Source organism: Chitinimonas koreensis (genome assembly GCF_014353015.1).
Classification (GTDB): Bacteria; Pseudomonadota; Gammaproteobacteria; order Burkholderiales; family Chitinimonadaceae; genus Chitinimonas; species Chitinimonas koreensis.
This window is the reverse complement of sequence record NZ_CP060704.1, coordinates 2,133,626-2,158,401: the sequence shown is the minus strand read 5'-3', so window position 1 is coordinate 2,158,401 and position 24,776 is coordinate 2,133,626. Positions and strand designations below refer to the sequence as shown.

Here is a 24,776-nt window from a genome sequence, read left to right as displayed (position 1 = left end):
TGCCGGAAAGGGGCGCCAGGGTGGCGAGATCGCACAAGATCGCCGGACCACCCAAAACTAGCATGACGGCATTCGAAACCCGGGCGCAAGCCCCGAGGAAATGCCGCATGACTGAGCTTCACCGCATCCGCGTAGTCGATTCGCATACCGGCGGCGAGCCCACCCGCGTGGTGCTGGCCGGCGGTCCCGAGCTCGGCGACGGGCCGCTGGCCGAGCGCCGCGCACGCTTCGAGCGCCGCTTCGACCACTTCCGCTCGGCCATCGTCAACGAGCCGCGCGGCAGCGACACGGTGGTCGGCGCGCTGTTGTGCGAACCGCACGAAGCCGGCTGCGCCGCCGGGGTGATCTTCTTCAACAACGTCGGCACGCTGGGCATGTGCGGCCACGGCACCATCGGCCTGGTCGCCACCCTTGCCCACCTGGGCCGCATCGGGCCGGGCCGCCACCGCATCGACACCCCGGTCGGGGTGGTCGAGGCCACGCTGGCGGCCGACGGCAGCGTGAGCCTGCTCAACGTGCCGAGCTACCGGCTGGCGGCGCGCGTGCCGCTCGATGTCGAGGGCTACGGCCGGCTGCACGGCGACGTGGCCTGGGGCGGCAACTGGTTCTTCCTGGTCGCCGACCACGGCCTGCGGCTGGCCGCCGACAACATCCCCCGGCTCACCGACTGCGCGATGCGCATCCGCGCCGCGCTGGCGCGCCAGCAGGTGACCGGCGCCGACGGCGCCGAGATCGACCACGTCGAGCTGTTCGGCCCGAGCGAACGCGCCGACGCGCGCAACTTCGTGCTCTGCCCCGGCCTCGCCTACGACCGCTCGCCCTGCGGCACCGGCACCAGCGCCAAGGTGGCCTGCCTCGCCGCCGACGGCAAGCTGGCGGCCGGCCAGGTCTGGCGCCAGGAGAGCGTGATCGGCAGCGTGTTCGAGGCCAGCTTCGAGGAGGCCGGCGGCCGGCTGCTGCCGCGCATCGCCAGCCGCGCCTACGTCAACGGCGAGGCCGAGCTGATCGTCGATCCGGCCGACCCGTTCGCCTGGGGCATCCGCTGATGGCCAGCCACGACGCCGACCTGCTGATCGTCGGCGCCGGCATCGTCGGCAGCGCGCTGGCCGAGAGCTGCGCCCGGCGCGGGCTGCGGGTGCGGGTGGTGGAAGGCGGCACGCCGGCCGGCGGCACCACCGCGGCCGGCATGGGCCACCTGGTGGTGCTCGACGGCAGCCCGGCCGAGCTGGCGCTGAGCGCCGACGGTCTGGCGCGCTGGCAGGCCCGCCGCCACGAACTGCCGGCCGAGGCCGAATACCGCGCCTGCGGCACGCTGTGGATCGCCCGCGCCCCTGACGAGCTGGCCGAGGCCGAGCGTAAGCGCGCCGTCTACGCCGCCCACGGCCTGGCCGCCGAGCTGCTCGGCCCGGACGCCCTGCGCGCCGCCGAGCCGCAGTTGGCGGCCGGGCTGGCCGGCGGCCTGCGGGTGCCCGGCGACGCGGTGCTCTACCCGCCGCGCGCCAGCGCCTGGCTGCTCGAATCGGCGCGCCGCCACGGCGCCGAGCTGCTGCGCGGCCAGGTCGCCGCCATCGACGACCAGGGCCGCGCCCGGCTGGCCGACGGCCGCACGCTGCGCGCCGGCCAGATCGTGCTGGCGGCCGGCTGCGCCAGCCGCGCGCTGCTGCCCGGCCTGCCGCTGGCGCCGCGCAAGGGCCAGCTGCTGGTCACCGAGCGCTATCCGGGCCAGGTGCGCCACCAGCTGGTCGAGCTCGGCTACGTGCGCACGGCGCACGCCGGCGACGGCGATTCGGTCGCCTTCAACGTGCAGCCGCGCGCCACCGGCCAGCTGCTGATCGGCTCCTCGCGCCAGTTCCGCGACGACAGCCTGGCGATCGACTGGGCACTGCTGGGCCGCATGCTGGCGCGCGCCTTCGACTACCTGCCCGGCCTGCGCAATCTGCAGGCGATCCGCGCCTGGACCGGCTTCCGGCCGACCACTCCCGACAAATTGCCGCTGCTGGGCCGCGCGCCCGGCTGCCGCCGGCTGTGGCTGGCCACCGGCCACGAGGGCCTCGGCATCACCACCGCGCTGGCCAGCGCCGAGCTGCTGGCCGACCTGCTGACCGGCCGCGCGCCGCGGCTCGATCCGCGGCCCTACGACCCGGTCCGCTTCGCCGCCGCCGTCGCGGTGGCCGACAGCGCTTTGATGGAGACCGCGCCATGAGCGTCCGCATCGTGATCGACGGCCAGCCGCGCCAGGTCGCCGCCGGCATCAGCGTGGCCGCCGCGCTGGCCGGCGAATGGAGCCGCCGCTCGGTCGGCGGCGAGGCGCGCGCGCCGCTGTGCGGCATGGGCGTCTGCTTCGAATGCCGCGTCGCCATCGACGGCCGGCCGCAGCAGCGCGCCTGCCAGGTGCTGGTGCGCGAGGGCATGGAGGTGCGCCGTGGAGACTGAGCTGCACACCCAACTGGCCATCGTCGGCGCCGGCCCGGCCGGGCTGGCCGCCGCCGAGGTGGCGACCCGCGCCGGCCGCAGCGTGGTGCTGATCGACGACAACCCGGCCGCCGGCGGCCAGGTCTGGCGCCGCGACGCACGCCACGGCGCCCATCCGCGCGCCGCCGCCCTGATCGCCTCGCTGCGGTCGGTACGGCCGGGCTGCGGTCCGTCGGGCCCCGCCGCGGCGGGCTCCACCGGAAAGGAACGCAGCCGGCCCGAGCCGCCGATCCGCCACCTGGCCGGCACCCGGGTGGTCGCCGCGCCGGCGCCGGGCCGGCTGCTGCTGGAGGACGCCGACGGCGCCTGCCTGCTGCACTACGACCGCCTGATCCTGGCCAGCGGCGCGCGCGAGCGGCTGCTGCCCTTCCCCGGCTGGACTCTGCCCGGCGTGACCGGCGCCGGCGGCCTGCAGGCCTTGGCCAAGTCCGGCCTCGACCTGGCCGGCAGCCGCGTGGTGCTGGCCGGCAGCGGTCCGCTGCTGCTGGCCGCCGCCAACACGCTGCGGCATGCCGGCGCCGAGGTGCTGCTGATCGCCGAGCAGGCGCCGCTGCGCGCGCTGGCCGGCTTCGCCGCGGCGCTGCCGGCCTGGCCGGCGCGGCTGGCGCAGGCGGCGGGCCTGGCCTGGCGGCTGCGCGGCGTGCCCTACCGCAGCGACGCCTACGTGCTGTCGGCCCGCGGCGGCGAGCGGCTCGAATCCGTGCGGCTGCAACTGGGCGAGCGGCAGTGCGAGATCGCCTGCGACTGGCTCGGCGTCGGCTTCGGCCTCTTGCCCAACCTGGAACTGGCGCGCGCGCTCGGCTGCGAGGTCGCCGACGGCCGGGTGCGCGTCGACGGCTGGCAGCGCACTTCGCTGCCGACGATCCACGCCGCCGGCGAGGCGACCGGCGTCGGCGGGCTCGACAAGGCCCTGCTCGAAGGCCGCATCGCCGCGCTGGCGGCCACCGGCCAGTTCGTCGCCGCCGACGCGCTGGCGCGCAAGCGGCCGCGCCAGCTGCGCTTCGCCGCGCTGCTGGCCCGCCGCTTCGCGCTGCGGCCCGAGCTGGCCCGGCTGGCCGCGGCCGACACCGTGGTCTGCCGCTGCGAAGACGTGCGCCACAGCCAGCTGGCCGGCTTCGCCGACTGGCGCGAAGCCAAGCTGCAGACGCGCTGCGGCATGGGCCCGTGCCAGGGCCGCATCTGCGGCGCCGCCTGCGAAACGCTGTACGGCTGGCCGGCCGGATCGGACCGCCCCCCCTTGCAACCGGCGCGGCTGGTCACGCTGACCAGCGCCCATCTCCCCATCACCCAACCCGAGGCAACACACACATGAGCGTCAAGTTCGAGGGCGTCCTGCCCGCCATCACCACCCCGTTCAACGCCGACCTCAGCGTCGACCACGGCGCCGCCACCGCCAACGTGCAATGGCTGGCCGAGGCCGGCTGCAAGGGCTTCGTGCCCTGCGGCTCGCTGGGCGAGAGCGCCACGCTCGATTTCGACGAGAAGGTCGAGCTGATCGAGACCTGCGCGCGCGCCACCGACCTGCCGGTGATCCCCGGCATCGCCGCGCTGTCGACGCGCGAGGCGGTGAAGCTGGCGAAGGCCGCCGAGGCCCACGGCGCCCGCGCGCTGATGGTGCTGCCGCCCTACGTCTACTCGACCGACTGGCGCGAGATGAAGGCCCACGTCGCCGCCGTGATCGGCGCGACCCGGCTGCCGTGCATCGTCTACAACAACCCGGTCGCCTACCGCACCGACTTCCAGCCCGAGCAGATCCTCGAGCTGGCCGACCAGTTCGACAACGTGCGCGCGGTGAAGGAATCGTCGACCGACGTGCGCCGCATCACCGCCATCAAGGCGCTGGCGGGCGACCGCCTGGCGCTCGGCGTCGGCGTCGACGACGCGCTGGTCGAGGGCGTGGCCGCCGGCGCGCAGTTCTGGATCGCCGGCCTGGTCGACGCGCTGCCGCACGAATCGGTGCGCCTGTTCGAACTGGCGCGCGCCGGCCGCTGGCAGGAGGCGGCCGAGCTGTATGCCTGGTTCCTGCCGCTGCTCAAGCTCGACACCGTTCCCAAGTTCGTCCAGCTGATCAAGCTGGTGCAGGAAAAGCTCGGCGTCGGCCACCGCCGCGTGCGGCCGCCGCGGCTCGAGCTGGCCGGCGAGGAGCTGGCCGCCGCCGAGGCGCTGATCGAACGCGCGCTGGCCCAGCGCCCACCGCTGCACTGAGCCGTTCCGCGACATCTCCGAGTTGCTCCATTCCAGCCGCCGGCGGGCGTGACGGCGCCCGCGGCGGTCTTTTTGCACCCAACAGGATTCCCCCGATGCTGCAAGGACGCTCCCTGATCGGCTACGCCAGCGGCGAGCCCGGCGAACACGGCTTCCATGGCCACGACCCGGCCAGCGGCGAGGCGCTGCCGCCGCGCTACCACCGCGCCGCACCCGCCGAGGTCGACCGCGCCGCGCGGCTGGCCGAACGCGCCGCCCCGCTCTATGCCGCGCTCGGCGGCGCGGTGCACGGCGCCTTCCTGCGCGGCATCGCCGAACGGCTCGAGGCGCTGGCCGACACGCTGGCCGCCCTGGTGCCGCGCGAGACCGCGCTGGCCGAGGCGCGCGTGCGCAACGAGCTGGCGCGCACCACCGGCCAGCTGCGGCTGTTCGCCGCCCAGGCCGAAGCCGGCGACTGGGTCGATGCCCGGCTCGACCGCGCCGAACCGCAGCGGCTGCCGCAGCCGCGCCCGGCGATCGCCTCGATGCTGCAGCCGATCGGCCCGGTGGCGGTGTTCGGCGCCAGCAACTTCCCGCTGGCCTTCTCGGTCGCCGGCGGCGACACCGCCTCGGCGCTGGCCGCCGGCTGCCCGGTGGTGGTCAAGGCCCACCCGGCCCACCCGGCCACCTCCGAGCTGGTCGGCCGCGCGGTGGTCGAGGCGGCCGAGGCGCTCGAATTGCCCGAGGGCGTGTTCTCGCTGCTGTTCGACGACGGCATCGGCGTCGGCCAGGCGCTGGTCCGCCATCCGGCCATCCGCGCGGTCGGCTTCACCGGCTCGCTGCGCGCCGGCCGCGCGCTGATGGACCTGGCCGCGGCGCGGCCCGAGCCGATCCCGGTCTACGCCGAGATGGGCAGCGCCAACCCGGTGGTGCTGCTGCCGCAGGCGCTGGCGGCGCGCAGCGAGGCGATCGCCGACGCGCTGGCCGGCTCGGTGGCGCTCGGCAACGGCCAGTTCTGCACCCGGCCGGGCCTCGCCTTCGCGCTCGACGGCGACGGCTACCGCCGGCTGCGCGACCGCCTGGTCGAGCGGCTGGCCGCCGTGCCGGCCGCGGCCATGCTCAGCGCCGGCATCGCCGCCGCCTTCCGCGACGGCACCGCCACCCGTGCCGCCCGGCCCGGCGTGCAGCCGCTGCTGGCGCATACCGGCGCCGGCCGCGCGGTCGGCCCGCTGCTGCTGGAGACCGACGCCGCCACGCTGCGGGCCGATCCAGCCCTGGCGCACGAGCTGTTCGGCCCGGCCTGCCTGCTGGTGCGCTGCGCCGACAAGGCCGAGCTGATGGCTGCGCTGCAGGCGCTCGACGGCCAGCTGACCGCCACCCTGCACGCCGAGCCGGCCGAGCTGGTCGACTGGCCGGGCCTGGTGCCGCTCTTGGCGCGCAAGGCCGGCCGGGTGCTGTTCGGCGGCATGCCGACCGGCGTCGAGGTCGGCCACGCCATGGTCCACGGCGGCCCCTACCCGGCCAGCGCCGACGGCCGCAGCACCTCGGTCGGCGCCGCCGCGCTGCTGCGCTTCGCCCGCCCGGTCTGCTACCAGGGCTGGCCCGACGAGCTGCTGCCGCCGGCGCTGCAGGCCGCCAACCCGCTGGTGCTGTGGCGGCTCGAGGACGGCGAACGCCGCCGCTGAGCGCACCCGTCGCGCAGGCCTCTGCTGCCGGATCCGGGTTTGTAGGTCGGAATTCATTCCGACAGCAATGTCGGCCAAAGACCTCGATGGGATTCGAAACCTTGATCGGTTTCCCCGACCGCTGACGCAACCAGCGGCGCTGTCGGAATGAATTCCGGCCTACAGAACCGGCCGGCTGCAGCGAACGGCCCGCATCACCCCGTTTTCCCCGCCCCACCCACAATCAGAAAAGAGGATGACATGCCGCACCCCAAGCTCCGCCCCACCCCGCTGGTCCTCGCCGCCGCGCTGCTCGCCAGCGCCTGGGCGGCCGAACCGCAGGTCGTCAAGATCGGCTTCGCCGCGCCGTTGACCGGCCCGCAGGCGCATTACGGCGCCGACATGAAGGCCGGCATCGTGCTGGCGCTGGAAGACGCCAACCGGCAGAACCTGCGCATCGGCGGCCTGCCGGTGCGCTTCGAGCTGCTGGCCGAGGACGACCAGGCCGACCCCAAGGCCGCCACCGGCATCGCCCAGCGCTTCGTCGACGCGCGGGTGGCCGGCGTGATCGGCCATTTCAATTCGGGCACCTCGATCCCGGCCTCCAAGGTCTACGCCGACGCCGGCATCCCGCAGATCGCCATGGCCACCGCGCCGGCCTATACCGCGCAGGGCTTCAAGACCACCTTCCGCGCCATGACCAGCGACACCCAGCAGGGCAGCGTGATGGGCGGCTTCGTGGTGAAGAAGCTCGGACTGAAGAAGATCGCGGTGATCGACGACCGCACCGCCTACGGCCAGGGCCTGGCCGACCAGTTCGAACGCGCCGCGCGCGCCGCCGGCGGCACCGTGGTGCAGCGCGAGTACACCAGCGACCGCGCCACCGATTTCGCCAGCATCCTCACCAGCATCAAGGCCAAGAAGCCCGACGCGGTGTTCTACGGCGGCGCCGACAGCCAGTCGGCCCCGCTGGCGGTGCAGATGAAGCGGCTGGGGCTCAAGGCGAAGCTGATCTCGGGCGAGATGACGCGCACCGACACCTTCCTCAAGCTGGCCGGCGAAGCCGGCGACGGCGCGATCGCCTCGCTGGCCGGCCTGCCGGCCGAGCAGACGCCGGGCAGCGTGGCCCTGCTGCAGCGCGCCAAGGCCCGCTTCGGCGCGATCGAGTTCTACGCGCCCTACTCCTACGACGCGACCATGGTGATGGTGAACGCGATGAAGGCGGCCGGCTCGACCCAGCCGGCGCGCTACCTGCCGCTGCTGGCGCAGACGCAGTACGCCGGCGTGACCTCGGCAAAGATCGCCTACGACGCGCGCGGCGACCTGAAGAACGGCGACATCACCGTCTACAAGGCCGACAAGGGGCAGTGGAAGGTGCTGGAGACGGTGTCGGGGGGGTGAGGCGGCTTATTTAAAAAACCGGAAAGCTCGCTCCCTGAGATCCAACGGGCTCATGCCTGTAAGCCCCTCTCCCGCCGGGAGAGGCCCCCGTTCCTGCACAGCAGGAACGGGGAGGGGCGCCCGGCGGAGGGTGAGGGAGCGGCAGTTCAGCCAGTCACCGCCAGCGCCGACGACAGCACACAGCACGCTGGAACCGGCAGCACATGCCGAACCGCCGCTCCCTCAGCCTGCCCTCTCCCGCGGGAGAGGGTGAGCGCCGTAGCACTCGCCGCTTCGAGCCCTTTACCACCCCAATTCCTTACCACCCCGAATCCCGGCTTCCGCATACGACATCCGAACGCGCCCAGCCCGAAGCCCACAACCCGATCATCGAAGGACCTCGCCCCATGAACGCCCCACTCCACCCCGCCGTCGCCCGCCTCGCCGCGCTGCGCGAGGCCATGGCCGCCCACGGCGTCGCCGCCTGCATCGTGCCCTCGGCCGATCCGCACCAGTCCGAATACCTGCCCGGCCGCTGGCACGGCCGCCGCTGGCTCAGCGGCTTCACCGGCTCGGTCGGCACCCTGGTGGTCACCGCCGACCAGGCCGGCCTGTGGGTCGACGGCCGCTACTGGGTCCAGGCCGAGGCCGAGCTGGCCGGCTCCGGCATCACGCTGATGAAAATCGCCGTCGCCACCAGCCTCGACCATGCCGACTGGCTGGCGCGCGCGCTGGCCGGCCAGCCCGGCGCCAGCGTGGCGGTCGACGGCGCGGTGCTGGGCCTGGCCGCCGGCCGCGTGCTGCGCGACGCGCTGTCCGCCAACGGCATCGCGCTGCGCACCGGGCTGGACCTGCTCGACGCGGTCTGGCCCGACCGCCCCGGCCTGCCCGACGGCGCCATCCGCGCCCATCGCCAGCCGCACGCCACCGTGAGCCGCGCCGACAAGCTCGGCCAGATCCGCGCCGCGATGGTGCGCCACGGCGCCGGCTGGCACCTGCTGTCCAGCCTCGACGACATCGCCTGGCTGCTCAATCTGCGCGGCGCCGACGTGCCCTACAACCCGGTGTTCGTCAGCCACCTGCTGCTCGGCCGGCAGTCGGCCACACTGTTCGTCGCCGCCGGCAAGCTCGACGCCGGCCTGGTCGCCGAGCTGGCCCGCGACGGCGTGGCGGTGGCCGACTATGCCTCGGTCAAGCCGATGCTGGCCGCGCTGCCGGCCGACGAGGCGATCCTGCTCGATCCGCGCCGCGTCGCCATCGGCCTGGCCGAGTCGGTGCCGGCCGGCATGGCGCGCATCGAGGCGGTCAACCCGTCGACGCTGGCCAAGGGCTGCAAGACCGCCGACGAGATCGCCCACGTCCGCGCCACGATGGAACACGACGGCGCCGCGCTGTGCGAGGCCTTCGCCGCGCTCGAGCGCGCGCTGGCGGCCGGCGAGCGGATGACCGAGCTCGACGTCGACCGCCTGCTGGTGGCCGCCCGCGCGCGCCGGCCCGGCTTCGTCGGCGCCAGCTTCGCCACCATCGCCGGCTTCAACGGCAACGGCGCCATGCCGCACTACAGCGCGAGCGAGGCCAGCCACGCCGCGATCGAGGGCGACGGCCTCTTGCTGGTCGACTCGGGCGGCCAGTACCTCGGCGGCACGACCGACATCACCCGCATGCTGGCCATCGGCCAGACCCGCGCCGAACAGCGCCGCGACGTGACGCTAGTGCTCAAGGGCATGATCGGCCTGAGCCGGGCGCAATTCCCGGCCGGCACCCGCAGCCCGCAGCTCGACGCGCTGGCGCGCGCACCGCTGTGGGCCGAGGCGGTCGACTACAACCACGGCACCGGCCACGGCGTCGGCTATTTCCTCAACGTGCACGAAGGCCCGCAGGTGATCAGCCCGCACGCCGCGCCCGAGCCGCACACCGCGATGCGGGCCGGCATGATCACCTCGGTCGAGCCCGGCATCTACCGCGCCGGCCAGTGGGGCGCGCGGATCGAGAACCTGCTGCTGGCGGTTGAGGCCGGCTCGCACGGCTTCGGCGACTTCCTGCGCTTCGAGACGCTGACGCTGTGCCCGATCGACCGCCGCTGCCTGGAGCCGGCGCTGCTGCGCGACGACGAGATCGCCTGGCTCGACCGCTACCACGCCGAGGTGAGACAGCGGCTGCTGCCGCTGGTGGAGGGCGAGGCGCGCGACTGGCTGCTGCGGCATACCGCGGCGCTGGGCGAGAAATAGGCTTCGATCCGGCGGAGAACTGGGGACTCGATCGAGAAAAATACTCGTCCGATTTTCGGTTGTTGCCGCAAAAGGCGGGCGGCTAAGCTGGGGACCTTCGACTTCACGCAAGGAAGCCCGCGATGGATTTCGCCGCCCTGCACCGACAAGACACGCCGCTGCTGATCGCCAACGTCTGGGATGCCGCCAGCGCCCGTGCCGCCGAACAAGCCGGCTACGCCGCGCTCGGCACCTCGAGCGCGGCAATCGCCGCCATGCTGGGCTACGCCGATGGCGAGGGCTTGAGCTTCGCCGAGCTGAAGCAGCTGGTCGTCCGCCTGCGGGCGGCGTCCGCCCTGCCCTTGAGCGTGGACATGGAAGCCGGCTACGGCGAGGAGCCGGCCCAGGTCGTCGCCAACCTGGCCGAACTGGCCGGGCTCGGCGTGGTCGGCGTCAACCTGGAGGACAGCGTGGTGCGGCAAAGCCGGCGCAGCCTGGTCGCGGCGGAAGCCTTCGCCGCCCGGCTGGCCGCGATCCGGACCGGGCTGGCGGACGCCGGCGTCCCGCTGTTCCTCAATGTCCGCACCGATCCCTTCCTGCTCGGCCAGGACGGCGCCTTGCAGGACACCGTCGCCCGCGGCCGCCTGTATGCCGCGCACGGCGCCGACGGCTTGTTCGTGCCCTGCGTCACCGCGCCGGCCGACATCGCCGCCATCGTGGCGGCCGTGCCCTTGCCGCTGAACGTGATGTGCATGCCCGCGCTGCCGCCGTTCGAGGAACTGGCCCGGCTCGGCGTCAAGCGCATCAGCATGGGCAATTTCGTCCACGCCCGGCTGCAGCAGCATCTCCAGCGCATGCTGCAGGACATCCGCGACGGGCAATCCTTCCAGCCGGTGTTCGCCGATGCAGATCACTGACGCCACGCTGATCGATGCCTACTACCGGGCATTGATCGACCGCGCCGCGGACCACGTCGGCATCTTCTTCGTCGGCGTCCGCACCACGGGCGTGTTCTGCATCGCCACCTGCCGGGCGCGCAAGCCCAAGCGCGAGAACGTCGATTTCTATACCGATTTCAAATCGGCGCTCGATGCCGGTTTCCGCCCGTGCAAGATCTGCCGGCCGACCGAGAACGCCCACAGCGCGCCGCCGGAGATCGAGCAGGCCATCGCCTGGGTACGCAGCGAGCCGAAGACGCGGATCGCCGACTGGCAGCTGCGGCAGCGCGGCATCAGCCCGGAGCGGGTGCGGCGCTGGTTCCAGCGCCACTACGGCATCACCTTCCAGGCCTTCCAGCGCATGCTGCGCGTCAACGTCGCGCTGCAGGAGCTCAAGGGCGGCCGCAAGGCGACCGAGGTCGCGCTCGACAGCGGCTACGACTCGCTGAGCGGCTTCGGCTACACCTACAAGAAGCTGACCGGCACCGCGCCGACCGACGCCGCCCGCACCATCGTGATCCACCGCTTCACCACGCCGCTCGGGCCGATGTTCGTCTGCGCGACCGACCAAGGCGTCTGCCTGCTGGAATTCGTCGACCGCCGCATGCTGGAAACCGAGTTCAAGGATCTGCAGCGGCTGCTGAAGGCGCGGATCGTGGCCGGCGAGAACGCGCATACGCGCCAGGCGGAGAAGGAGATCGGCGAATACTTCGCCGGCACGCGGCGCGACTTCGAGCTGTCGCTCGATACGCCGGGCAGCGACTTCCAGCGCGCCGCCTGGCAATGCCTGCAGACCGTGTCCTACGGCGGCACCGCCAGCTACCAGGAGCAGGCGATCAAGCTCGGCCGCCCCGAAGCGGCACGCGCCGTCGCCTCGGCCAACGGCGCCAACCGGATCGCCATCGTGGTGCCCTGCCACCGCGTGCTGGGCAAGGACGGCGCGCTGACCGGCTATGGCGGCGGGCTGGCGCGCAAGCGGTGGCTGCTGGAACACGAACGCGCCCACCAGATTGCGGCGCCGGACCCGGCCACCGCGTCGGCATGACGCGCAGGCGGCCCGCTCACCCTGCCGGCTCCGCCACCATCGGCGCGATCGATGCGCCATCGCCTTCGGCCGGACGCTGGATGCGCACGATGCGCAGGGCTTGCGGCGCTTCCACCAGCACGCAGGCCTTGCCCGTACGCTTGCAGTGGTCCTGCACGCGCCAGTACTCGCCGTGGCTCAGGCAGCCGGTCTGGCAGATCATCAGGTCGGCGGCGACCAGGCTGGCCTCCAGCGCGGCGGGATCGTCGACCTCGGCATCCCGGTCGAGCACCCCGGCCGCGGCTTCCGTTACCGGATCGGGCTGCCGGCCGGCGTGCTGCCATTGCAGCCGTTCGCGCATCAGTTCCTGGTACGCACCAGCAAGGCATCCACCCGCCGCGCCAGCGCCAGGCGCCGCGGCAGGCCGGGCACGGCCCGTTCCAGCGCGGCGCGCTCTTCCCGGCTCCAGGCCAGCGCCGTCTCGCGCACCATCACGGCGGCCTACAGCCGCATCGCCTGCGCATTCAGCCGGTCGATCTCGCCCGCCTGCGCCTGCACCAGTTCGCTGCAGCGGACCTGGGCCTGGCCATGCTCGCGGAGCAGCGCATGGTGCTCGCGCAAAAGCTGCTCGAATTCGTGTGCGGCGACCCGCATGTCCTGTTCCTCCTCCGAACGTAGGCGGCAACCCGCCGTCAGGCCAGCGCGGTGTCGAGCATCATCATCAGCACGAAACCCACGATCAGGCCGGCGGTGGCGAAGGCCTCATGGCCCTTGCGATGGGTTCCGGAATGATCTCGTGGCTGATCACGAACAGCATGGCGCCGGCCGCGAAACCCAGCCCCCAGGGCAGCAGCGCGGCCGAGTAGCCGACGATGGCGGCACCCGCCACCGCCCCCACCGGCTCGACCAGGCCGGAAGCCATGCCGAGGCCCACCGCGAACGCGCGCCGATAGCCGGCGGCCAATAGCGCCACTGTAATGACCCAGCAAAACCTGCACAGGTTAAGCGGCTAAAGCATAGGTTGCCGCCGGGGTTTTCATCTTCAGCGCCTGGTGAGGCCGTCGATGGTTGTAGAACTGGATCCAGTCCGCGATCACACGACTAGCGTGCTGCAAGGTCTCGAACCGCTGGCGATGCACGCACTGCTCCTTCAGCGTGCGGATCACTCGCTCGACCATGCCGTTCTGCTGCGGGCAATGCGGCGTGATGAACTCCTGCCGCAAGCCATAGCTGAGAACCAGCGCGGTATACGTCCGGCTGGTGAAGACCAGCCCATTGTCGCTACGCAGCAGGAAGGGCTTGGGCACTCGACCCAAGGTACCGAAGCGGGCGATCAAGGCTTGCTCCAGTGCATTGCCGGCTGTACTGGTTTTGCCACTACGCGATAGATGCCAGCCCAGCAGTTCCCGCGTGTGGCAATCCATGACCAGCGCAAGCGTGGCCCAGCCATCCCGGCCCGCCCAGACCCGACAGAGATCGGTGGGCCAGCGCTCGTTGGGCGCCGTGGCGACCGAGGGTAACGCCTCAATGCGTGGCCGAAAGCCAATCGGCCGCTTGCGTACTTGCCAGCCCACCAACTGGAACACGCGCTGCACGGTGTTCTTGTTCAAACCCAGCAGGTGCGCCACCGTGCGATAGCCGAACGAGGGCGATGCTTCGATCAAGGCCTTGATCGGTTCTGCGAAGCGAGGCTGTATCTTGGGCTCAGCTTTGACGGGGCGGTAGTACACCGTACGCCGGGGTACACCGAACCAGCGGCACAGCTTGGCGATCGAGATGGCGATTCCGTCAGCTTGCAGTCCCTGGCGGATCGTCTCGATCACTTCTCGTCCTCGCCCAGCAGGGACTGCAATTTTTTTCGGGCGCGCAGCTCCAGCATCGCTTCGCCGTAGGCCTCTTGCAGGTCTTTGATCTGCCGCTCGTATTGCTCTCGCACATCGAGCGGATTGGCGCGTAGCGCATTTTCCATGCCCCGCTTGCCGTCTTCGACCCAGTTTTCCACTTCGGCAGGCGAGAGGTCATAGGCCCGGCTGGCTTCAGCCACCGTCGTCTTGCCCTGGATGATGTCCAAGACCAGTGCGCTCTTGCGCTTGGCCGTCCACCGCTTAATGTCTTCTTCCATCTTCATGCCCATCGTCTTCCCTTCAAGTATGACGTGAGCAGGTTTTCACTGGGTCATTACAAAGGCGTCCTTGAACGCATCGAAGCCGCCCAGATCGGCGTCAATGGCCTGCGCCAGCTCGCCGTCGGGCTAGCCTCCGCCGCGCGGTGACATGACGGTCCAGAACAGGCTGTGATTGGCATGCCCGCCGCCGTTGTTGCGCACCACGGCACGCAGTTTCTCGAACAGCGATTTCACCTCGGCGATCAATGCCTCGATGGGACGATCGGCGTGCTCTCCCGCTCCGGCCTGCGGTTGTCGCTTCGACGGAAGCAGGGGCCTGCGTTATTCGAAGAAGTTATCCACGTTCAATGCATTGCGGCCGCTGCACGGCGGCCGCAACCATGGGCGGCCCTAACCCAGCAAGACATCGAGCCGGAACCGCGCAATGTGATGCACCTGCTCCAGGCAGGTCGCCAGTTCGGTCTCCGGACCGTTGCCGCTTCGCCGCTCGAATTCAGCCAGGATACCGGCCTTGTCGTGGTTCTTCACCGCGATGATGAAGGGGAGGCCGAAGCGCGTCTGGTAATTGCGGTTCAGTTCGGCGATGCGCTGCCGTTCGGCCTCGCGCGGGTTCACCAGGCCGGCGCCGCGCTGCTCGTCGGTCAAGTGCGCGGTCAGCGTGCTGGCCTACGCCGTCGCCAGCGCAGTGACGTCGGCGAACGGCAAAGCTTCGAGCGCGCGCCCGATATACGCCTGGAAGCGACTTCCGGCGTACCACCTGGAAAAACCTACAGACCATGCCCTACGGCAGCACTGCCAGCTATCAGGCACAGGCGACCAAGCTCGGCCGGCCCGAGGCGGCGCGCGGTGTCGCCGCGGTCAAGGGTGCCAACCGGATCGCCATCGTAGGCCCTGCCTCCGGGTGCTCGGCAAGAATGATGCCCTGACCGGCTACGATGGCGGGTTGGCGCGCAAGTAGTAGTTGCTGGAGCAAGAACACGCCCGGCTCGCCGCAATGGCCGCGATGTCCGCAACCACGCCAGATGCGATCATCGGCAAGGCATGGGCATAAAGCTAGATAAGCAGCGGATTTCCGGGAGCTACCCACTGCTTTTTGCGTTCAGTAATAAGCGGTTTGGATCGCAGGCCGGTTGTTCTCACAACCACTTATCCGCAAAGTGACGGCCGCTCCAGCACTGCGAGCGACGACCAAGATGGCGAAGATACGCGCCTGCGCATCTTTAGGCAGCGTGGACGCCACCATATAGGAATCCGTGTCGCTGCAGCCGGAAGGGTTGGCCACGGTAGTGCCGGGCGTGGTCACACGGACCACGTTGTTCGCGCCTACGTTGCCCCAGACCTGAAAATTGCTGACGGCAATGTCTTGCTCTGCGGCATGAGCTGCAAAGGGAACGAGCGACAGCAACAGTACGATGAGTTTTTTCATATTCACGATTAGCCTCGTAAGTTAGTAATACCGAAATTGCAAGGGAGTACCCAGTGCGACCTTACACTACACCTCGATCAGAATATATACATCATAATGCGGACGACGGGAAGCATGATTGCATTGAGCCAAGGCTAATTATTAGCCATAAGCAACCAAGAAAAAAGAAGACCCAAGGTAGCGTTCCAATGCCAACTCACCATGTTCATATAGCCAGGAGATGCGAAAGTCTGATTCTTACCGGTACAGGTATTGATTGAAGGCCAACAGAAATTGCACGCTTACCTGCGGACTTCCCGGCCAGCAACATCGCTAAGCATTTTTGACATATATATTACCTCCGGGCGACTTGGCACCAACCGCTGCTGCACGTCTTGTCTGTGGTGAAATAGATTCCGCCGTCCTTGTGCGCAATCGCTGATATGAGCACTTCCATACATTCTACAGCGGCTCCAGCCCGCAGTGAAAATGCAGCCCCAAGAAATAAGGCTTGCTTCATACACGCCTCCAGAATACTTATGCCGTTACCCATAAAAGACAATTACCTCACTTTAGACAGTGATGAGAATTGCTACCTAAGCAAATAATCGCTTTCATCACCCACCAATTATGGCATCCCCCACTCGACCCCACCAAATGTACTGGTCGCATAACGCCTCATTTTTCTCTCCACTGAGCATTCTATTTAGTATAAAACCTGCCGATTGCCCACGAGCAACCCATATGATAATAGGATCGCTGCGATAATGTACCTCAAAGGGACTCATCATCAAATCCAGGCATAATCGCCAACACACCGCCCGGAGCTAATAAAATCTCACCAGTAGAAAGCCCCACATAAATTCTTAAGCTGTCCGCGCGGGTTTTTTAAGCAAGATCCTCATAAAAATTCTTTCCCTATCATTCAGAACAATCTTTTAAAGATCAGTTATTCCACACATCGATCTCTCCCTCTTCAAGCATAAATCTTACTCCGAGCTCTATGCTCGGCCATATATGGCCAGCATGTCCATCCAACCCAATGCTGCATTTTATTCGCACATCGGTACTCCTTGTCCAGGCACATTCGATGGATGGAAAACCTGACTTAAAAAAGAAGCAGTTCAGTGCTAAAGTGCTTTTGACTGTTTCAGCTCTTCGATGGTGTTCTCTACCATCTCGACGTCGTACTCCGGTACAGCCCTAGTGAGTGCCATTTCCAAGTACGCCAGAGAAATACCTTTCAATTCCGATATTTTCATACCCAGACACCCCAAGATGTCCACATACGATCCAATCAATTTTTCATCATCAAATTGCACCCCATGGGCAAATAGCCAGAATGCGTTCCTCACTTCGACCATACAGTGCTTTTCAACATCCTCAGCACCCGGAGCGGATTCCGAAGCAACAATAAGCGCTATCAAATCCAGACAGTGGATTTTCGAGACGGCACTACAAATGGGCAAGCATGCCAGAATGGTCTTCAATACGGGCAACGCACAAGGATACAGCCACCCGTTCTGACCGACCTCCTGGCATACGAGAGAATATGCCTTAACCGCCTTATCCTTATCATGCGTGAATATCAATTCAAACACTTCATGCGGTTCCAAAGGCCTTCCACATGATCCCTTCACGCTCCAATCGAACAGCGAAATTTCCCAGGGTGTTTTCATATACTCTTTCCGATTACCAAGAGTCACTTTGATATATGGTTCCCGCAGGAAATGGCGAACGACCATACTCCCCCTCGCATATTGCACAGATCGGTTGCTGCATGCTGATCCCTCGGCGAGCTTCATTTACTCTCATTGCTTGGGTAAATCGAACAACCGATTTATCCCCCCCAATTGCTTCACAACATGGGCCTCTGCACATTCACCACTACCGCAAGCAGCGGCCACCACTTGGCCCGTCTTGGTATTGTAACCGGCGGTCACCGTCTGCGGCCGTGAAGATCGCGGTCGCTTGGCCATCACTTCGATCATGATGTCTCTTGCTCTATTTGCATCAGCCAGCAAAACAGCCGAATTCGACCGCGACATCACGCCTTTGACGGCAGTACCTAATACGACATTGCCAGCCAAGGTACCTGCCGCACGAGGCCCGCCTTGGCGAAAGTCGTCAACAGCCGCCACACCAGCAGCAAAGCCACTCGTGAATTGATCTTGCCGCGCCCTGTCCTCAAAATACCTTATCGCATCGGGATCGCCATTCATTGCGCTTGCCTGAAGCCAAAAGTTGTTCGCCACACCTTTGAATACGTTGGCAAATGCATCAGTAGCCTTTGACCACCAGCCCTTATCGGAATTGGCCGATTTGAAGCTAGAATTGGCTACCCCCCCTTCTTCGCGGCCGACCATCCTCCACCACTGCTTGAAGAAGCGCGGTGGTTGCCCGTTACCGAAATGCGCTCAGATTCTGCAGGTTCAAAACCGACTGCGCCGGGTGGAGGCCCTGCCGTACCAGAACGATAACCAGCTACTCGCCTACCATCCGAATAGACCCAATCTCCCTCATAGTCCGATGCTCCTGCTTTCGGTTCCGATGTTTCGGACTTCGTCGACGAAGTGTCGGCATTCACACCACCTGAACTCTCCCCGTCCGAATCGGAATCATTGTCTGCGCCATCCGCCTCGAACCCCGTCGGATCGGTCAGATTGGTCGGATTGTTCCACACATAGGTATAGCGGTTATAGCTCTGCCCATACTCGGGCGCCTGGATGATCGGATCGGCGCTCATGAAGCGCGCCACCAGTGGATCGTAGATCCGGCCGTTCATATGCACCAGGTCTAGCCCGTCCAGCATCTCGTGGCCGGTGAAGCCTTTATTATCGTTCAGACCTTCCAGCGCATCGGGCGTGCTCGCCCGTCCAGCGTCCGCCGCTTGCCCCAGGCGTCGTAGGCCAGGTTCTCCTTCAAGTTGCCGTTCGGGTCGGTGAATGCAATCACGCTGCCCAGCCGGTCAGTGTGCACCCAGGTCTGCGTGGTCGTCGTCGTGCTGCCGCTCGTGGTGTCGACCTCGATCCCCACGCCGCCCGGCCAGTAAGTCCGTATCGTCGTCACGCCGGACTTGCTCTCCACTTCCTGGTTGCCCGCGTAATAGATCGTAGTGCCGTCCGATTTCACCTGCTTGGTCCGCAGATGCTCCGGCCCGTAGCTGAACTCGCTCGATACGCTGCCCTTGATGATCTTCTTGGGCATGTCGAAGCTGGTCCACGTGATCGTCCGGCCCGCTCCGCTGGTCAGGTTGCCGTTGGCATCGTAGGTGAAGGTGCCGATGCCGGGGATGCTCTGCACCGCGTGCGGCAGGAGCGCCGTCGCGCCTTGCGCGGGGTAGACGTAGGCACCGCTGCCCACGCCGGTCTTGCTCTTGAGATTGCCGATCGCGTCGTAGGCGAAGACCTGCTGCGGCTTGCCGCTGACCGTGCTGTTCTCCAGCCGGTTCAGGGCGTCGTAGCCGAAGCTTTCCATGAAACCGGTGCTGCCGTTCCAGTACTGGCTGCGCTGCGCCATGTTGCCCAACATGTCGTACTGGTAGCCCTCCTGCAGCCGCACCGCGCCCGCGGCGGTCTTGAGCGTGTCGCTGGTGAGGCGGCCGGTGTTGGGGTTATAGACCGTATCAGTCAGCAGACCGTTGCCCAGGCTCGCCTGCAGCACGCGGTTGGATGCGTCCTGCGCATTGGCCTGCCACAGCACCAGGCTGCCGCGCTCGATCCGGACCAGGTAGCCCATCGCGTTGTAGCGGTGGTCGTAGCCCTTCACCGCCCCATCTCGCCGCTGGATCGTCCGCAGACCAGGCCGGCCCCAGGCGTCATAGGCCTGGGTTACGGCATAGCTGGTATCGAGCAATGTCGTGGTGGTGCTCGGTCGACCCAGGCTATCGTAGGTCTGCAGGCGCCGGTAATCCTTGACCGAGGGCGTGCCGGCGTAGCTCTCCACCAGCAGGCCGCAGCTCTTGGTGCTCGCGCATTGGCCCGCCGTGGTGGCGTGGTCGTAGATCCAATGGCTTTCCAGATCCGGCTCGAAGCGCACGATCGGGCGATCCAGATCGTCGTACTGCGTCCGGGTGGATTGCGTCGCCGCCCGCAGCCGAGGATCGGTCTCCTTCCAGACGAGGCCCAGCGGGTCGACGTCATAGTGGATCCAGCCGAGGTCCGGATCGCGCAGATCGGTCTTGCGGCCCAGCTTGTCGTACTCGACCTTGATCACATTGCCGTTGGCATCGATGGTCTGGCTCAGGTTGCCGAAAGGATCGCGCTTGTAGCGGGTCAGCACGTTCAGCACGCCAGCCCCGTCGGTGGTCTGTGCCAGCAGGCCCAGGGCGTCGTTGACATCGACTTTCTTGTAGCCCTTGGCATTGGTCCGGGTGATGGTGAAACCCTGATAGTCGGTGGTCGCGCTGCGTTCCACGCCGCCCTCATCCCGCACCGTGAGGCGAACGACTCGATCGAGTGCGTCGTAGGCGTAGCGCTGTTCGAGTACCGCGGATTGGTCCAGGTAGCGCGGCTGATCTTCTTCCCACAGCCGCCCGCGACTGTCGTAGCGAGAATCGCTGACGACGACGCGGCCGTCGAAGCCATAGCTCTGGCTTCGCACCACGTGGCCGGCATTGTCGCTATAAACCAAGCTGGGCACGGCGATGCGCTCGGCGCCCTTGAGATGATCGACAATGGCGACGCTCGCCGCATAAGCCGGGCAGCCCGAGGGGCACTGCTTGAAGTAGTAGCGGCTCTCCGTACCATCGGCGCGCACTTCGCGCGTCTTGCGACCGAAGCCGTCGTATTCCCAGCGCGTCGTCAGCTGATTCGGGTCGACGACGCTGAGCAAGGCGCCGGTCGCCGGCGCGTAGGTCCGCGTCTCGGCCTGGCCGAGCGCATTCTTGACTACTTGCGGGAAGCGGCCCTTGGCCTCGTACACCACGTCTTCCGGCGTGCGGCTACGGGCTTTCGAACTGGCTTGATCCCACCAGGTCTGGATTCGCTTGTTGACCAGGCCGAAGGCATTGCCGCTGCGATCGTAGATCGTCGCCAGCTTCAAGAGCAGGCTGGTGTCGTCGGGCTCCACCGTCTCGCTGCTCAGCAGGCCCTTGGCGTCGTAGTCATAGGCCATCACACGCGGGACGGTGATGCCGTCGCGGGTCTTGCTGACCGTCCGCCGCGTTGCCAGGCCGAGCAGCCAATTCGTACTGTCGTTGCGGTAGACCGTCGAAATGCTGGTGAGGTAGCTGTTGCCGTCGCCGGTAACAGTGATGTCTTGCTGGGTCAGGTTGCCCCAACCATCGCCGTAGCTATTGACGGTCGTGGTGGTCTCCATATTGGCGCCATTGAGCTCCTGACGGGACACGCGGCTTTGCCTGGTATATGGGAAGACCGTGGTCTGGCCGTTGGCCTGAGTCAGCACCTGGCGATCAAGCGTGTAAGACGAATCCAGGATTGCGGCGCCACCCGTGGTGAACACGCGCTGCTGCTTGAGCATGCCGGTATACGGATGGCCCTGGGCATAGATGTCCACGCTGCGCAGGCCGCTCGTCACATCGGTTGTCTCGATGCGGGCGAAGCCGAGATGACCACGGCCTTGCTGATCGAATGCTGCGCCGAAATAACGGTAGCGCGTCTCCAGCCAGCCGCCCTGGCCATTGCCGTAGCGCATCGCCTTGACCGGATAGTTGGCCGTCGCCAGTTCGCGTTGCGGATAGACATGCGGAATGGCTGCGTCCTGCACGTCGACCGCCTTCGCCTGGTAAACCGAACTGTCGCCTGGTTCGGCGTAGTCGATTTCCATACGGCGGCCCAAGCCGTCGACGGCTGCGACGATCTTTTCGGGGCGCGTCGTCCCTTCTTCCATACTGAACAGGCGCAGATTCTGGTTACGATCGGCCACAAGCAGGGCTGTCTTTCCATTTCCTTGGAAATTAGGCATCGAATAGACCGCAATACCCATCTCGAAAATCGGCCCAGGCGGTGTGTCATAGGGATCGATTCGGATGGGTTCGAAACCTGGAATGGCTACCGGCCGGCACTGCAGCCCAGCCCCGCTCCAGTAACAAAGGGAGGACTTATCCATCGTCAACAGGCCGATCCTACCGCTACCGTCGAAATCGCCCACCGCACCAATTCTCGAAATCGGCGAACAATCGGACGATCCCGTTCCACGGGATAAGCAAAGTAGATTCAAAGTCTGGCCATTCTGCCGCTCGGTCCCTAATATGTGATCGACCAGTCCGTCTCCATTAATATCGACGCTGAAATCCGGGCTCGACCATTCTTCCCAGAAAAAGTCGGATGGTGCACCGGTATATTCTTGATATTGGCAAGCCAATTCGGCACCTGCGGCGTTTCCACCCTTGAACTGGCATAGATTCTGCTCCAGAACGATATCCCGCGAATCCGAATCGGGAGACGGCCGGAATACAGCTTTCAATACATCCTCCGAATCGTCGCCATTCATATCATGCTGCAGATAGGCGACCTTGCTGGCGTAGTAGGGATAATCGATGAACGACCCTAGCCCCCCAACTACATTCCTGACTCCATTACAAGAAAGTGTATTATTCGAAGCGAATTCACAAGCCTTTCCCGATGAAAAGAACAACGCGTTCTTTCCGTTGCCACGGATGCCGATCGGGAGGACATCGAATCCATCCTGCCCGAAATAGTTAGCCTCGGTTCCATCGGTCCTGGGCGAATCGGTACAACTGAATCGGGATTTGCCTGACCATCAGACAGACACGTCGTCCAGATGAAGCTATCCTTGGCAATCATCAAGTCCGAAGCGCCATCGCCATTGAAATCACCAACGACTCGACGCCCGTCGTAACACGAAACAGGCAGACCAGTCACCGTCCTGTATTCGAACCCACCGGCAATACCGGTGTAAAACCCCTTGCTATTGGTCAGCAGATCGGATTTTCCATCATTATTGAAATCACCGATCGACAACGCGCAAGCCGAGCTCACGTTTATATCGGCCAATGGGGTCGTTGCCCGTAGTTTGAAGATAGAGGCAGCCGCTATAGCCGCATCGTTCCATTCGAATTTGGTGCTCGGCACACACTCCGTGGCGCCCGATACCGGATTGCGCGCACACACGCTTACCGTTTGCAATAACGTATCGCCCGATACCCTACTCTGCCGATATTCGAGCGAATAAGTGGATGCAACCGTGCTCTCGGCATAGGTGGTGACCTTGGACAGCACGTTTTTTATCTTCGACTTGGCGCCGCCCAGGTAGCCAGAAAGAATGTCGCTGCGTACCTTATATTCGAACTTGACCGAAGCGATCACGACTTCCGAACCGGTGCCCGTCGTCCCATAGGCAACCTCGGCCGGGTAGATTTCCCCTTCCGCGGTGTTCTCGGTGTACTTGTAGCGGATGAAATTGCCGGACCGATCCGACGACCGCGACAACGCCCAGCTTAATACCGCAGTGCTTCCCTGCGCCTCGACGATCGAATCGGCGGTCTGTCCGAAGATATGCTGTAGGCCGTCCTTGGTCTGCACCAGGAAACCATTCCCGCTGCGGCGGACCCGGCTGAAGTCGTCGATCTCGAGCCGGTATTCGGCATCTGCGGCCCAGTAGTCGGTTCCCTTGGCGAGCAGCAATTGCCGGCCATTCCAGCAAAGCTTGTCGGACGTGCCCAGCCCGACCGGCCCGGTCGCGCCATTGATCGCAAAGACCAAGCCGCAACGATGAATGGAGGAAAGGCCGGACAAGGACCAGCCGATGCCCAACAGTCCATTCTTCTCGCCGCTGCCGTAATGAATGGAGAGATTCGGCGTCATGCCATTCACCCCGGGCGGCACGACGATCGGCACGTCGTACAGCGCCTCGCCTTGCTTCACGCTGCCCTTGCCCTGCGGCACCAAACCCGCATCGGCATTGGCTAGATGAGGCAACTGCAGCGTACCCAGGCTGACGGAAGCGGGAGGCACCGGCGTATCCGCTCCCGGACTGGAATTGCTGCCCGAATCGTCCTGCAGGAGAAGATCGATGATCGGCGGAAGATAAGCGCTGGGCTGGGCTGCCCCATGTGCCGGCCCTACCGCGAGCACGAACAGGAATGTCGGAAGCGCAAGCAGTCGCTTGAACGAGCGCATCCGCTTGTCATACATTCTTTGCCAATTCATATGATCTTCTTTCAAAGAAATTCCCACTTATTCCAGCAGGCGGTGCCTGGCGGCATTCAGCTGGATGAAGCAGACTCTTTTCGATTTCATCTGACGGGACGACACAATTGCCGCCGCCCCGATCCGGACCGGCAAGCAGATCTCATCAGTGCACCACGAGCAGGGAGGGTGGGCAGGATACCCGCGCCCAATTGCAATTATTTGACCAGATCGATCCGCGTCAGCTTGGGATAGCCGAGCGAATCGCTGCAGCCGTGCACCCAGCCTTGAATGCTTGCACCGGTCGAGAAGGCCATCAATACGGCCGCATATATCTCTTTGAAAGATTGCTCTTTTCGAGCATGTAATAGCCGCTCTGAGCACATCCCTCGGCATTGGGCATCGCAGCAAGCTGAATCAGAACTCCGGTGCCAAAGTCATGGACTACCACGCTCGATACCGTCGTTCGTGCGAATGAGGAATTCGCGACAGCCAATGTCGGAGTGAACCAAACCAGACACAAGACCAAGATCTGAACAAGCTTCGATTTATTCATTTTTCATAACCCCTGACTCATTGATCTAGAGAATTAAATGCAGAACGCATTGCTTCGGGCAAGGCAAGACAATTTAATCGACAAAGCCATAGGAAGCGCGAACATCCTTAAAGGACGCGCGACTATATCGCATTTCCAGAAATTTTATATTGCAGCCGCTATACGGCGGCCGCAACCGAGATCGGCCCCTAACCCAGCAACGCATCCAGCCGGAACCGCGCAATGTGGTGCACCTGCTCCAGGCAGGTCGCCAATTCGGTCTCCGGATCGTTGCCGCTGCGCCGCTCGAACTCGGCCAGGATGCCAGCCTTGTCGTGGTTCTTCACCGCGATGATGAAGGGAAAGCCGAAGCGCGCCTGGTAGGCGCGGTTCAGTTCGGCGATGCGCTGCCGCTCGGCCTCGCTCAGGTTCACCAGGCCGGCGCCGCGCTGCTCGTCGGTCGAGTGCGCAGTCAGCGTGCCGGCCTGCGCCGCCTTGCCGGCCAGTTCCGGGTGGGCGCGCAGCAGCGCCAGCTGGGCGTCGCGGCCGGCGCGGCGCACCGCGTCGACCATCGCCGCCGCCAGCGCGGTGACCCCGGCGAATGGCGCCAGCCGGTGCACCGAGGCCGGGATCCAGTCCGAATGTTCATAGATGTCGGCCAGCGCCGCGGTGAAGCCCTCCAGCGGCAGGCGGTTCAGCTCGTCCAGCGTCAGTACGGTAGCCATCGCGTC

The 24,776-nt window shown here is 66.1% G+C and carries 26 protein-coding genes; 11 read left to right on the top strand and 15 right to left on the bottom strand.

All coding sequences use genetic code 11. The features are described 5' to 3' along the window. Positions 1 to 107 precede the first annotated feature (107 nt). From H9L41_RS09385 to H9L41_RS09340, 10 genes are all read left to right on the top strand, one after another. On the top strand, positions 108 to 1,046 hold the full coding sequence (locus H9L41_RS09385) for a 4-hydroxyproline epimerase (protein ID WP_028446699.1): 939 nt from the start codon (positions 108 to 110) through the stop codon (positions 1,044 to 1,046). Continuing rightward, positions 1,046 to 2,203 (top strand): NAD(P)/FAD-dependent oxidoreductase, encoded by a 1,158-nt coding sequence (locus H9L41_RS09380; RefSeq protein ID WP_028446698.1) that lies wholly within the window; start codon positions 1,046 to 1,048, stop codon positions 2,201 to 2,203. Before H9L41_RS09385 ends, H9L41_RS09380 begins: the two co-directional genes overlap by 1 nt. Then, the gene (locus tag H9L41_RS09375; RefSeq protein WP_028446697.1) at positions 2,200 to 2,433 is read left to right on the top strand and encodes a (2Fe-2S)-binding protein; all 234 of its coding nucleotides are present in this window, start codon (positions 2,200 to 2,202) and stop codon (positions 2,431 to 2,433) included. The genes H9L41_RS09380 and H9L41_RS09375 overlap by 4 nt, the downstream gene beginning before the upstream one ends. Further along, positions 2,423 to 3,784, top strand: coding sequence for an NAD(P)/FAD-dependent oxidoreductase (locus H9L41_RS09370; protein WP_157462010.1), 1,362 nt, complete (start codon positions 2,423 to 2,425; stop codon positions 3,782 to 3,784). Before H9L41_RS09375 ends, H9L41_RS09370 begins: the two co-directional genes overlap by 11 nt. Next, the gene (locus H9L41_RS09365) at positions 3,781 to 4,677 is read left to right on the top strand and encodes a dihydrodipicolinate synthase family protein (RefSeq protein WP_028446696.1); all 897 of its coding nucleotides are present in this window, start codon (positions 3,781 to 3,783) and stop codon (positions 4,675 to 4,677) included. The genes H9L41_RS09370 and H9L41_RS09365 overlap by 4 nt, the downstream gene beginning before the upstream one ends. 95 nt (positions 4,678 to 4,772) lie before the next feature. Beyond that, a complete protein-coding gene (locus H9L41_RS09360) occupies positions 4,773 to 6,341 on the top strand; it encodes an aldehyde dehydrogenase (NADP(+)) (RefSeq protein WP_034607136.1) in 1,569 nt (522 codons plus the stop codon). 240 nt (positions 6,342 to 6,581) lie between these two features. Continuing rightward, a complete protein-coding gene (locus tag H9L41_RS09355; protein WP_051319105.1) occupies positions 6,582 to 7,721 on the top strand; it encodes a branched-chain amino acid ABC transporter substrate-binding protein in 1,140 nt (379 codons plus the stop codon). A 386-nt stretch (positions 7,722 to 8,107) separates the two neighbouring features. Further along, positions 8,108 to 9,928 (top strand): aminopeptidase P family protein, encoded by a 1,821-nt coding sequence (locus tag H9L41_RS09350; RefSeq protein WP_028446693.1) that lies wholly within the window; start codon positions 8,108 to 8,110, stop codon positions 9,926 to 9,928. Positions 9,929 to 10,050: 122 nt separating this feature from the next. Further along, positions 10,051 to 10,824, top strand: a complete 774-nt coding sequence (locus H9L41_RS09345) for an isocitrate lyase/PEP mutase family protein (protein WP_028446692.1) — start codon at positions 10,051 to 10,053, stop codon at positions 10,822 to 10,824. Next, positions 10,811 to 11,890 carry a bifunctional transcriptional activator/DNA repair enzyme AdaA gene (locus H9L41_RS09340; protein WP_028446691.1) on the top strand — a complete coding sequence of 360 codons (1,080 nt, stop codon included), beginning with the start codon at positions 10,811 to 10,813 and terminating at the stop codon, positions 11,888 to 11,890. Before H9L41_RS09345 ends, H9L41_RS09340 begins: the two co-directional genes overlap by 14 nt. A 16-nt stretch (positions 11,891 to 11,906) precedes the next feature. On the opposite strand, the gene H9L41_RS25685 is transcribed toward H9L41_RS09340, so the two are convergent. From H9L41_RS25685 to H9L41_RS09310, 8 genes are all read right to left on the bottom strand, one after another. Continuing rightward, complete coding sequence (locus tag H9L41_RS25685; RefSeq protein ID WP_308417324.1) at positions 11,907 to 12,230, bottom strand: DUF2325 domain-containing protein; 324 nt, start codon at positions 12,228 to 12,230, stop codon at positions 11,907 to 11,909. Further along, on the bottom strand, positions 12,230 to 12,361 hold the full coding sequence (locus H9L41_RS25680) for a hypothetical protein (protein WP_308417323.1): 132 nt from the start codon (positions 12,359 to 12,361) through the stop codon (positions 12,230 to 12,232). The genes H9L41_RS25685 and H9L41_RS25680 overlap by 1 nt, the downstream gene beginning before the upstream one ends. Positions 12,362 to 12,370: 9 nt before the next feature. Next, the gene (locus H9L41_RS25675) at positions 12,371 to 12,523 is read right to left on the bottom strand and encodes a hypothetical protein (RefSeq protein WP_308417322.1); all 153 of its coding nucleotides are present in this window, start codon (positions 12,521 to 12,523) and stop codon (positions 12,371 to 12,373) included. Between the two features lie 85 nt (positions 12,524 to 12,608). After that, positions 12,609 to 12,842: a ZIP family metal transporter gene (locus H9L41_RS09330; protein ID WP_308417321.1), complete on the bottom strand. Its 234-nt coding sequence runs from the start codon at positions 12,840 to 12,842 to the stop codon at positions 12,609 to 12,611. 28 nt (positions 12,843 to 12,870) lie between these two features. After that, positions 12,871 to 13,692 carry an IS3 family transposase gene (locus H9L41_RS09325; protein WP_028446689.1) on the bottom strand — a complete coding sequence of 274 codons (822 nt, stop codon included), beginning with the start codon at positions 13,690 to 13,692 and terminating at the stop codon, positions 12,871 to 12,873. Further along, entirely contained in the window at positions 13,689 to 13,997 is a 309-nt protein-coding gene (locus tag H9L41_RS09320) for a DUF1153 domain-containing protein (RefSeq protein ID WP_308417320.1), read from the bottom strand. The genes H9L41_RS09325 and H9L41_RS09320 overlap by 4 nt, the downstream gene beginning before the upstream one ends. Before the next feature lie 123 nt (positions 13,998 to 14,120). After that, positions 14,121 to 14,228 carry a hypothetical protein gene (locus H9L41_RS25670; RefSeq protein ID WP_308419633.1) on the bottom strand — a complete coding sequence of 36 codons (108 nt, stop codon included), beginning with the start codon at positions 14,226 to 14,228 and terminating at the stop codon, positions 14,121 to 14,123. Positions 14,229 to 14,384: 156 nt separating this feature from the next. Then, a complete protein-coding gene (locus H9L41_RS09310; protein WP_051319104.1) occupies positions 14,385 to 14,639 on the bottom strand; it encodes a 2-oxo-4-hydroxy-4-carboxy-5-ureidoimidazoline decarboxylase in 255 nt (84 codons plus the stop codon). Positions 14,640 to 14,770: 131 nt separating this feature from the next. Between H9L41_RS09310 and H9L41_RS26110 the strand changes: the two genes are divergently transcribed. After that, positions 14,771 to 14,920, top strand: a complete 150-nt coding sequence (locus H9L41_RS26110; RefSeq protein WP_084300366.1) for an MGMT family protein — start codon at positions 14,771 to 14,773, stop codon at positions 14,918 to 14,920. A gap of 173 nt (positions 14,921 to 15,093) precedes the next feature. On the opposite strand, the gene H9L41_RS09300 is transcribed toward H9L41_RS26110, so the two are convergent. From H9L41_RS09300 to uraD, 7 genes are all read right to left on the bottom strand, one after another. Next, complete coding sequence (locus H9L41_RS09300; RefSeq protein ID WP_157462009.1) at positions 15,094 to 15,420, bottom strand: hypothetical protein; 327 nt, start codon at positions 15,418 to 15,420, stop codon at positions 15,094 to 15,096. 1,109 nt (positions 15,421 to 16,529) lie between these two features. Then, on the bottom strand, positions 16,530 to 17,078 hold the full coding sequence (locus H9L41_RS09295; RefSeq protein ID WP_157462008.1) for a hypothetical protein: 549 nt from the start codon (positions 17,076 to 17,078) through the stop codon (positions 16,530 to 16,532). A gap of 132 nt (positions 17,079 to 17,210) precedes the next feature. Further along, positions 17,211 to 17,765, bottom strand: a complete 555-nt coding sequence (locus H9L41_RS09290; protein ID WP_187523771.1) for a hypothetical protein — start codon at positions 17,763 to 17,765, stop codon at positions 17,211 to 17,213. Further along, positions 17,738 to 18,211, bottom strand: a complete 474-nt coding sequence (locus H9L41_RS09285) for an RHS repeat-associated core domain-containing protein (RefSeq protein ID WP_187523770.1) — start codon at positions 18,209 to 18,211, stop codon at positions 17,738 to 17,740. The genes H9L41_RS09290 and H9L41_RS09285 overlap by 28 nt, the downstream gene beginning before the upstream one ends. Before the next feature lie 29 nt (positions 18,212 to 18,240). Beyond that, positions 18,241 to 21,852 carry an RHS repeat domain-containing protein gene (locus tag H9L41_RS09280; protein ID WP_187523769.1) on the bottom strand — a complete coding sequence of 1,204 codons (3,612 nt, stop codon included), beginning with the start codon at positions 21,850 to 21,852 and terminating at the stop codon, positions 18,241 to 18,243. Between the two features lie 68 nt (positions 21,853 to 21,920). Next, a complete protein-coding gene (locus tag H9L41_RS09275; RefSeq protein WP_187523768.1) occupies positions 21,921 to 23,546 on the bottom strand; it encodes a SpvB/TcaC N-terminal domain-containing protein in 1,626 nt (541 codons plus the stop codon). 708 nt (positions 23,547 to 24,254) lie between these two features. After that, entirely contained in the window at positions 24,255 to 24,770 is a 516-nt protein-coding gene (uraD, locus tag H9L41_RS09270) for a 2-oxo-4-hydroxy-4-carboxy-5-ureidoimidazoline decarboxylase (protein WP_028446685.1), read from the bottom strand. Positions 24,771 to 24,776: the final 6 nt, after the last annotated feature.

Bases quoted from the DNA above. Each gene is read 5' to 3' on its own strand.
- H9L41_RS09385 (WP_028446699.1), top strand. From the start codon at position 108: ATGACTGAGCTTCACCGCATCCGCGTAGTCGATTCGCATACCGGCGGC.
- H9L41_RS09380 (WP_028446698.1), top strand. From the start codon at position 1,046: ATGGCCAGCCACGACGCCGACCTGCTGATCGTCGGCGCCGGCATCGTC.
- H9L41_RS09375 (WP_028446697.1), top strand. From the start codon at position 2,200: ATGAGCGTCCGCATCGTGATCGACGGCCAGCCGCGCCAGGTCGCCGCC.
- H9L41_RS09365 (WP_028446696.1), top strand. From the start codon at position 3,781: ATGAGCGTCAAGTTCGAGGGCGTCCTGCCCGCCATCACCACCCCGTTC.
- H9L41_RS09360 (WP_034607136.1), top strand. From the start codon at position 4,773: ATGCTGCAAGGACGCTCCCTGATCGGCTACGCCAGCGGCGAGCCCGGC.
- H9L41_RS09355 (WP_051319105.1), top strand. From the start codon at position 6,582: ATGCCGCACCCCAAGCTCCGCCCCACCCCGCTGGTCCTCGCCGCCGCG.
- H9L41_RS09350 (WP_028446693.1), top strand. From the start codon at position 8,108: ATGAACGCCCCACTCCACCCCGCCGTCGCCCGCCTCGCCGCGCTGCGC.
- H9L41_RS09345 (WP_028446692.1), top strand. From the start codon at position 10,051: ATGGATTTCGCCGCCCTGCACCGACAAGACACGCCGCTGCTGATCGCC.
- H9L41_RS09340 (WP_028446691.1), top strand. From the start codon at position 10,811: ATGCAGATCACTGACGCCACGCTGATCGATGCCTACTACCGGGCATTG.
- H9L41_RS25685 (WP_308417324.1), bottom strand. From the start codon at position 12,230: ATGCGCGAACGGCTGCAATGGCAGCACGCCGGCCGGCAGCCCGATCCG.
- H9L41_RS25680 (WP_308417323.1), bottom strand. From the start codon at position 12,361: ATGGTGCGCGAGACGGCGCTGGCCTGGAGCCGGGAAGAGCGCGCCGCG.
- H9L41_RS25675 (WP_308417322.1), bottom strand. From the start codon at position 12,523: ATGCGGGTCGCCGCACACGAATTCGAGCAGCTTTTGCGCGAGCACCAT.
- H9L41_RS09320 (WP_308417320.1), bottom strand. From the start codon at position 13,997: ATGAAGATGGAAGAAGACATTAAGCGGTGGACGGCCAAGCGCAAGAGC.
- H9L41_RS26110 (WP_084300366.1), top strand. From the start codon at position 14,771: ATGCCCTACGGCAGCACTGCCAGCTATCAGGCACAGGCGACCAAGCTC.
- H9L41_RS09300 (WP_157462009.1), bottom strand. From the start codon at position 15,420: ATGAAAAAACTCATCGTACTGTTGCTGTCGCTCGTTCCCTTTGCAGCT.
- H9L41_RS09295 (WP_157462008.1), bottom strand. From the start codon at position 17,078: ATGAAAACACCCTGGGAAATTTCGCTGTTCGATTGGAGCGTGAAGGGA.
- H9L41_RS09290 (WP_187523771.1), bottom strand. From the start codon at position 17,765: ATGGTCGGCCGCGAAGAAGGGGGGGTAGCCAATTCTAGCTTCAAATCG.
- H9L41_RS09285 (WP_187523770.1), bottom strand. From the start codon at position 18,211: ATGCTGGACGGGCTAGACCTGGTGCATATGAACGGCCGGATCTACGAT.
- H9L41_RS09280 (WP_187523769.1), bottom strand. From the start codon at position 21,852: ATGAATGGCGACGATTCGGAGGATGTATTGAAAGCTGTATTCCGGCCG.
- uraD (WP_028446685.1), bottom strand. From the start codon at position 24,770: ATGGCTACCGTACTGACGCTGGACGAGCTGAACCGCCTGCCGCTGGAG.